At 66.1% G+C, this 5,763-nt stretch carries 6 protein-coding genes and 1 pseudogene; 1 reads left to right on the top strand and 6 read right to left on the bottom strand.

Annotated elements, in window-relative coordinates; translation table 11 throughout:
• The 5 genes from WKI94_RS11295 to WKI94_RS11275 form a co-directional block, all read right to left on the bottom strand.
• The coding region (locus tag WKI94_RS11295; protein WP_337845829.1) for an Ig-like domain-containing protein at positions 1–1,090 on the bottom strand (1,090 nt) is incomplete at its 3' end.
• Positions 1,091–1,103: 13 nt separating this feature from the next.
• Complete coding sequence (locus WKI94_RS11290; protein WP_337845828.1) at positions 1,104–1,586, bottom strand: hypothetical protein; 483 nt, start codon at positions 1,584–1,586, stop codon at positions 1,104–1,106.
• 35 nt (positions 1,587–1,621) lie between these two features.
• Complete coding sequence (locus WKI94_RS11285; RefSeq protein ID WP_337845827.1) at positions 1,622–2,257, bottom strand: redox-sensing transcriptional repressor Rex; 636 nt, start codon at positions 2,255–2,257, stop codon at positions 1,622–1,624.
• Complete coding sequence (locus WKI94_RS11280) at positions 2,254–3,012, bottom strand: SPOR domain-containing protein (protein ID WP_337845826.1); 759 nt, start codon at positions 3,010–3,012, stop codon at positions 2,254–2,256. The genes WKI94_RS11285 and WKI94_RS11280 overlap by 4 nt, the downstream gene beginning before the upstream one ends.
• Before the next feature lies 1 nt (position 3,013).
• Entirely contained in the window at positions 3,014–4,372 is a 1,359-nt protein-coding gene (locus tag WKI94_RS11275) for a tetratricopeptide repeat protein (protein ID WP_337845825.1), read from the bottom strand.
• 67 nt (positions 4,373–4,439) lie between these two features.
• On the opposite strand from WKI94_RS11275, the gene WKI94_RS11270 reads away from it, so the two are divergent.
• Positions 4,440–4,946 carry an HNH endonuclease gene (locus WKI94_RS11270; RefSeq protein WP_337845824.1) on the top strand — a complete coding sequence of 169 codons (507 nt, stop codon included), beginning with the start codon at positions 4,440–4,442 and terminating at the stop codon, positions 4,944–4,946.
• A 98-nt stretch (positions 4,947–5,044) separates the two neighbouring features.
• Here the strand turns inward: WKI94_RS11270 and WKI94_RS11265 are convergent.
• A pseudogene (locus WKI94_RS11265) lies at positions 5,045–5,614 on the bottom strand (DMT family transporter); the annotation flags it as partial.
• Positions 5,615–5,763 lie beyond the last annotated feature (149 nt).

Genomic DNA, 5,763 nt, shown 5'->3' with positions numbered 1-5,763 from the left:
CCCCGCTCGTCTGCTCGCCTAAAAGCGTCCCCCCAGCAAACAACTGCACCCGGGCCACCCCAACATTGTCCGTGGCCCGCACCACCACCGTCACCGTCCCCTTCACCACCAGCGAAGACAACGGATCAATGCTCACCACAGGCGCCGTCCGGTCCGCCACCGCCTGGTCCACCTGAACCGTCACCGACGCCGTACCACGGTTCCCAGCCCCGTCCGTCGCCTCCGCCGTCAGGCTCACCGAACCGCCCACCCCGCTGGTGTCCCACTGGAACCCTGGTACCCCAGCGTCCGCGTCCGCCAACACCTGCCCATTCGCTTTGTAGGTCACCGATAAGCCACTGGAAACCGCGTCCTCCGCCTCGGCAATCAGCGTCACCACGCCGCCCACCGTGGCCCCATCCACTGGGTTCACCCACCGCACCATCGGCGGCGTGTTGTCCACCGTCACCCCCACCAAAGCCTCAGACGCGTTCCCACTCCGGTCCACCGCCACTGCACGCAGCGTATGACTGCCGTCCGGAAGCCTTGTGGTGTCCACACTGAACGTGTACCGGTCACCCACCCCGCTCGTCTGCTCGCCTAAAAGCGTCCCCCCAGCAAACAACTGCACCCGGGCCACCCCAACATTGTCCGTGGCCCGCACCACCACCGTCACCGTCCCCTTCACCACCAGCGAAGACAACGGATCTATAGCCACCGAAGGATGGTCTTTATCGTAGGTAAACCTGATGGGTTGGCTTTCCTTTTCCAGAGATCCCACATAAGCTTTTGCCTTAAGGGTATATTCACCCGATGGTAAGGACGAAGGGAGTTCCCCTTTCCAAAAACCGCTTTGGGGTTGAAGGTGTATAGGAGGGGTGTTGTCTTGGTAATACACCTCTACCTTGTCTATCCTAGATGCACCCGTCACAGAGGCCTGGACTGCCACACTCCTTTTGTTTGTGATTTCTCCTGAAGATGGGGTTTCGATGGCCAAGGAGATAGATACGGAAGCCTGGGATGAAGTGCCATCATTCGCGCCAAAATTACAGGAAACCGTGCTTAGGGCTATGAGGGCTAGAACGTATAAACGTTTGTAAATGGCCAACATCTTCTTCCTCCAGCTAGCGCAAAGGAGATTTGACCTGATACTCCTGTATCCAGATTTTGGGGGTTCCATCGGTAAGGCGGGCATACCAGGTAACCCGGACGCGCCAGTTCAGCGGAGCACCCTGGCTCCAATGAGCAGTTGCTACGGCGCCATCCAAAGAGAAGGTAAAGCTTTCTGAGCGGGCCGGCTCATACTGAATTTGGCCATCCACCTCCTTACGGCCCGGCGGAAAAGGAATCCCCACGTCGCCGCTCCCTAAGGAAGCTCCGGGGGAAACTTCCTGCCCGCTATCGTCCACCACCATGTATTCGTACCGCTCCAAAACCCCTTCCGGCGCCCCGGGGGCCACCTCCACAAACGCGCTGTTCTGCACAACGATAATCTTCCCCTGGTCGTCCACCTCATACCCCAGCTGGGTGGGCTCGAGGCGCACCTGGTAGGGCGTAGGGTTGAAAAAGAAGGAAAGCTGACCGCAAGCCGCCAAGGCCAGCGCCAATAGGAAAAGCCCTGCTCTATACATTCGCCACCTCCTCACTCCATCATCTCCTCGCGCCACTTGGGGTTCAGTATAAAGAAACTGAGCCGGGTCAGTCCAGCCAGGAAGTCCACGTTCTCCACCACCACCTCCTTAGGCACCTCCAGGACCACCGGGGCGAAGTTTAGGATGCCCTTGATCCCCGCCCGCACCAGGAGGTCCGCGGCCTCCTGGGCCGCCTCCCGGGGCACGGTGAGGAGGGCGATCTCTATGCGTCCCGGCACCCTTTGGGGGAGAAGATCCAAGGGCTCTATCACCCCGCCCCGCACGGGACGGCCGACCTTCTCCGGGTCCACGTCAAAGAAGCCCCGGAGCTCAAAGCTCTCCCCAAAACCCGGGTAGTCGGCAAGGGCGCTCCCCAGGCGGCCCATGCCCACGATGCAGAGGCCCCACCTCCGGTTCAGGCCCAGGATGTGGCGAAGCTCCCGCTTGAGGACAGGCACGGTGTACCCCACCCCTCGGGTGCCGTAGGAGCCGAAGTAGGAGAGGTCTTTGCGCACCTGGAAGGCGGTGACCTGGGCCAGCTCCGCCAGCTGCTCCGAGCTGGTACGGTGGATGCCTTGGGCTTCCAGCTCTTCCAGGATCCGCAGGTAGGTCACCAGTCGGCTGATGGCGGCGCTGGGGACCTTCATCGCACCTCCACGGGTTCCAAGCCCAAGGCCCTAAGCCGGTTGCGGTAGCTCTCCTTTTCCCCCTCGGGCACAGGGCCCACCCGCACCCGGTAGAGGCCGTCTTGAACCAGGGTGACGGGCAGGCCTTCCCCTTTCAGCTTCTCCACCAGGGCCAAGGCGTTTTCCGACTTCTGAAAGGCCCCCACCTGGAGGTAGACGCCTTCCTGGGGCGGCAGGGCCCCCTGGCCCCGGTAAACCCGGGCCCCGTAGGCCTGGAGGGCCTGGGCCACCCGGGCCGCCTCCTCCTCCGAGGCGTAGGGGCCCACCGCCACCCGGGTGAGGGCACCGGCGGCCTCGAGGCGCACGGGGTACCCCTTGGCGGAAAGCTCCTGGGCCAGGCGGGCGGCGTTCTTGGGATCGGCAAAGGCGCCCACCACCACCCGGTAGGCCCCCCCAGGGGTGGCCCGGGGCGGGGCGGGCCGGTTCTCCTGGGCTGGTTTCCTCGGCTCCTGCGAGGGGGAAGGCGTGGGGGTCTCCCGGGGAGCCTGGGGAAGGGGCAGGACCGTCACCACGGGCTCCAGCGCGGGTGGCGTCTCGGCCGGGGAGGGAGAGGCCGGGGTAGGGGAAACCTTGGGCATGGACGGGGGGGCAGCCACCTCCACCTTGGGGCGGGCAAAGGGGTTCACCCCCGTGAGGTAAAGCACCACCCCCGCGGCCACCAGGGCGATAAGGAGGAAGATGAGGAAGTCCAGCCAGTTCTCCCTAAGCCAGCGCATCCTACCTCCCAAGAAGGGCCCTAGCCTCCAGGGAGCCCAAGAGGGCCGCCTGCCTCAGGGCCCGTTCCGCCTCCCCTTGACGGTCCAGGGCCTTCAGGGCCAGGCCCAGGTTGTACCAGGCCGCGGCCAGGCGAGGGGCCTTGAGGAGAACCTCCCGCAGGACCACCTCCGCCTCCCCATAGCGGCGGAGGGCGATAAGGGCCGCCCCTAGGCTGACCCCCACCTCGGGGCTTGGGGAAGCCTGGTAGGCCTGGCCCAAGGGGGCCAAGGCCTCCTCCGCCCGGCCCAGCTCCAGAAGAAGGGCCCCCCTAAGGCCCAAAGCCTCGGGGGCAGAGAGGCCTTCCAGAAGGGATAGGGCCTCCTCCTTCCTCCCCAGGCGATGGGCGGCCTGGGCCTGCAGGAGGCGCCCCGGGGGGCCGGCCTCGCCCGCGTAGCGGTAGGCGTTTTTGTAGTCCCCCAAGGCCCAGTAGGCCCCCGCCAGGGCCAGGGCCACCTCGGGCTCGGGGGCGGCGCGGTAGGCGGAGAGGAGGTACGGGAGGGCACCCTTGGGGTCCTTGGCCTCGAGGCGGGAGCGGCCCAAGAGGTAGGCGGCGGTCCAAAGCCCGGGGTCCAGGGCGTAGGCCTCCTTGAGGAGGGGTTCGGGGTTCGGGGAAAGGAGGGCCTTGCGGAGAAGAAGCTTCGCCCTCCCCGGCCCCTCCACCTGGGCCAGGCCCCGGTCCAGCTCCCTCAGGGCCCGCCCCTTTAAGCCCTCCTCCGTGAGGATCCGGGCCAGGAGGTCCCAGGCCTCGGCCACCTGAGGCTTTTGGTTGAGGAGGGCATAGAGCAAGGGCACCGCCTCCGCCCGGGCCCCCGCGGCGTAAAGGGCCTGGGCCAGGGCCAGGCGGTAGGCCGGGCTCCGCTCCGGGGTGAGGCCTTTCCGCAAGGCCTCCGCCGCCCCCTTGGCATCCCCGGCCTGGGCCAGGGCTTGGGCCAGGGCCAGGTGGGCCTCTTCCGTGGGCCTAAGCTCCACCGCCCGGCCCAAGGCCTCCGCCGCCTCTTTGGGCTTGCCCAGAAGGAGGAGGACCTGGCCCAGGTTGTAAAAGCCCTCGTAGCGCTCCGGGAAGAGGCGGGTCATCTGGTCAAGGGCGAAACGGGCCTCCTCCAAGCGGCCCGCCTTGGCCAGGGCCACCCCTAGGCCCAGGTGGGCCTCGAGGCGGCCGTAGTCCTGGGCCAGATAGGCCTCGTAGGCCAGCGCCGCCTCCTCATAGGAGCCCGCCCTCAATAAGGCCTCCGCCTTCTCCAGGAGGCTGGCTTCCGCCCTGGCCGGGAAGAAAAGCCCGCCTAATACCAGGAAGAGGGACCAAAAGAGCCTTCGCGCCATACAAAACCCTCCCAACCCCAACCTTGGCCTTAGCATAGCACGGAACGCTTTTTGGTATGCTGGACCCGTGAACCTGGACGCCCCCCGGGTCCTGGTCCTGAACGCCACCTACGAGGTGCTGGGCTTGGCCAGCATCAAGCGGAGCGTCCTCCTGGTCCTGGGCGGGGGGGCGGAGATGGTGGCGGAAAGCGGGCGCTACCTCCACACCCCCTCCACCCGCATCCCCGTGCCCAGCGTGATCCGCTTGAAGCGTCTGGTGCGTCGGGGGCCAAGCCGCGTGCCCCTAAACCGCAGGAACGTCCTGCGGAGGGACCGGTACACCTGCCAGTACTGCGGCCGCCAGGGAGGGGACCTCACGGTGGACCACGTCCTCCCCAAAAGCCGGGGCGGGAGGAGCACCTGGGAGAACCTGGTGGCCGCCTGCCGGGCCTGCAACCTGAAAAAGGGGGACCGCACCCCCGAGGAGGCGGGCATGCGGCTCCTAAGGTCGCCCCGGGCACCCAAGACGCCCCTTTTCCTGGCCGACCTCAAGGAGATCCCCGAGGCCTGGAAGCCCTTTCTCCAGATGGTCTAAGTACCCTGCCGAAGCTTTCGCTTCGGCGGGAGCCCCAGAAAAAGGGCCCTTTCCTCACAAGCCCCGCGAGGACTTTTCAATGCCGAGGTGCTCACGCCCTACTCCTTTCCCAGGGTGAGGAGAACCGCAAAAAGGACGAGGCCAGCCCCCAGGTAGGCCAGGGGAGCCAGGGCCTCCCCGAAGAGGAGGTAGGCCGCCAGGTTGGCCACCACGGGCTCGAGGGTGGCCACCACGCTGGCCCGGGTGGCGGGCAGGCGCCTGAGCCCCGCGTAGTAGGCCAGGTAGGCCCCATAGGTGGAAAACGCACCTAGGAAGAGGAGCGCGAGGAGAGCCCTTGGGGAAAGGGCAGGCCAGTCCACGAAGGGCAGAAGCCCCAAGGCCCCCACGGGCAGGGCGTAGAGGAAGAGGGTGGGCGTGGCGTAGCGAGGCAGGTACACCTTGCCGAAGATGTAGTAGAGGGCGTAGGTGAAACCGGAGAGGAGGCCAAAAAGGAGGGCCAAGGCCCCGAAGCGCACCCCCTGGCCACCCCCCAGGCCCATGAGCCCCACCCCAAGAAGGGTGAGGAGGACCGCCCAAGCCCCCCGCCGCCCCAAGGGCTCCTTTAGGAAAAGCCAGGCCATGAGGGCCACCCAGGCGGGGGCGGTGTAGAGGAGGACGGAGGCCAAGGCGGGGTCGTGTAAGGAATTATGTGTAAGGGTATGTGTATGAATGGGGGTACCAACGGGAGAGGAGGTACCCCATGGATCAGGATACCCTCCAGATGATCTTGAGGGAAGCAGTGAGGGAAACGGTAACCCAGGTTCTGCAGGCCCTGCTC

The organism is Thermus sp. (assembly GCF_037444525.1).
Lineage (GTDB): Bacteria > Deinococcota > Deinococci > Deinococcales > Thermaceae > Thermus.
This window is presented reverse-complemented; position numbering and strand designations above follow the sequence as displayed.

Excerpts from the sequence above, each read along its gene's own strand:
- WKI94_RS11275 (WP_337845825.1), bottom strand. The coding sequence starts at position 4,372 with ATGGCGCGAAGGCTCTTTTGGTCCCTCTTCCTGGTATTAGGCGGGCTT.
- WKI94_RS11280 (WP_337845826.1), bottom strand. The coding sequence starts at position 3,012 with ATGCGCTGGCTTAGGGAGAACTGGCTGGACTTCCTCATCTTCCTCCTT.
- WKI94_RS11285 (WP_337845827.1), bottom strand. The coding sequence starts at position 2,257 with ATGAAGGTCCCCAGCGCCGCCATCAGCCGACTGGTGACCTACCTGCGG.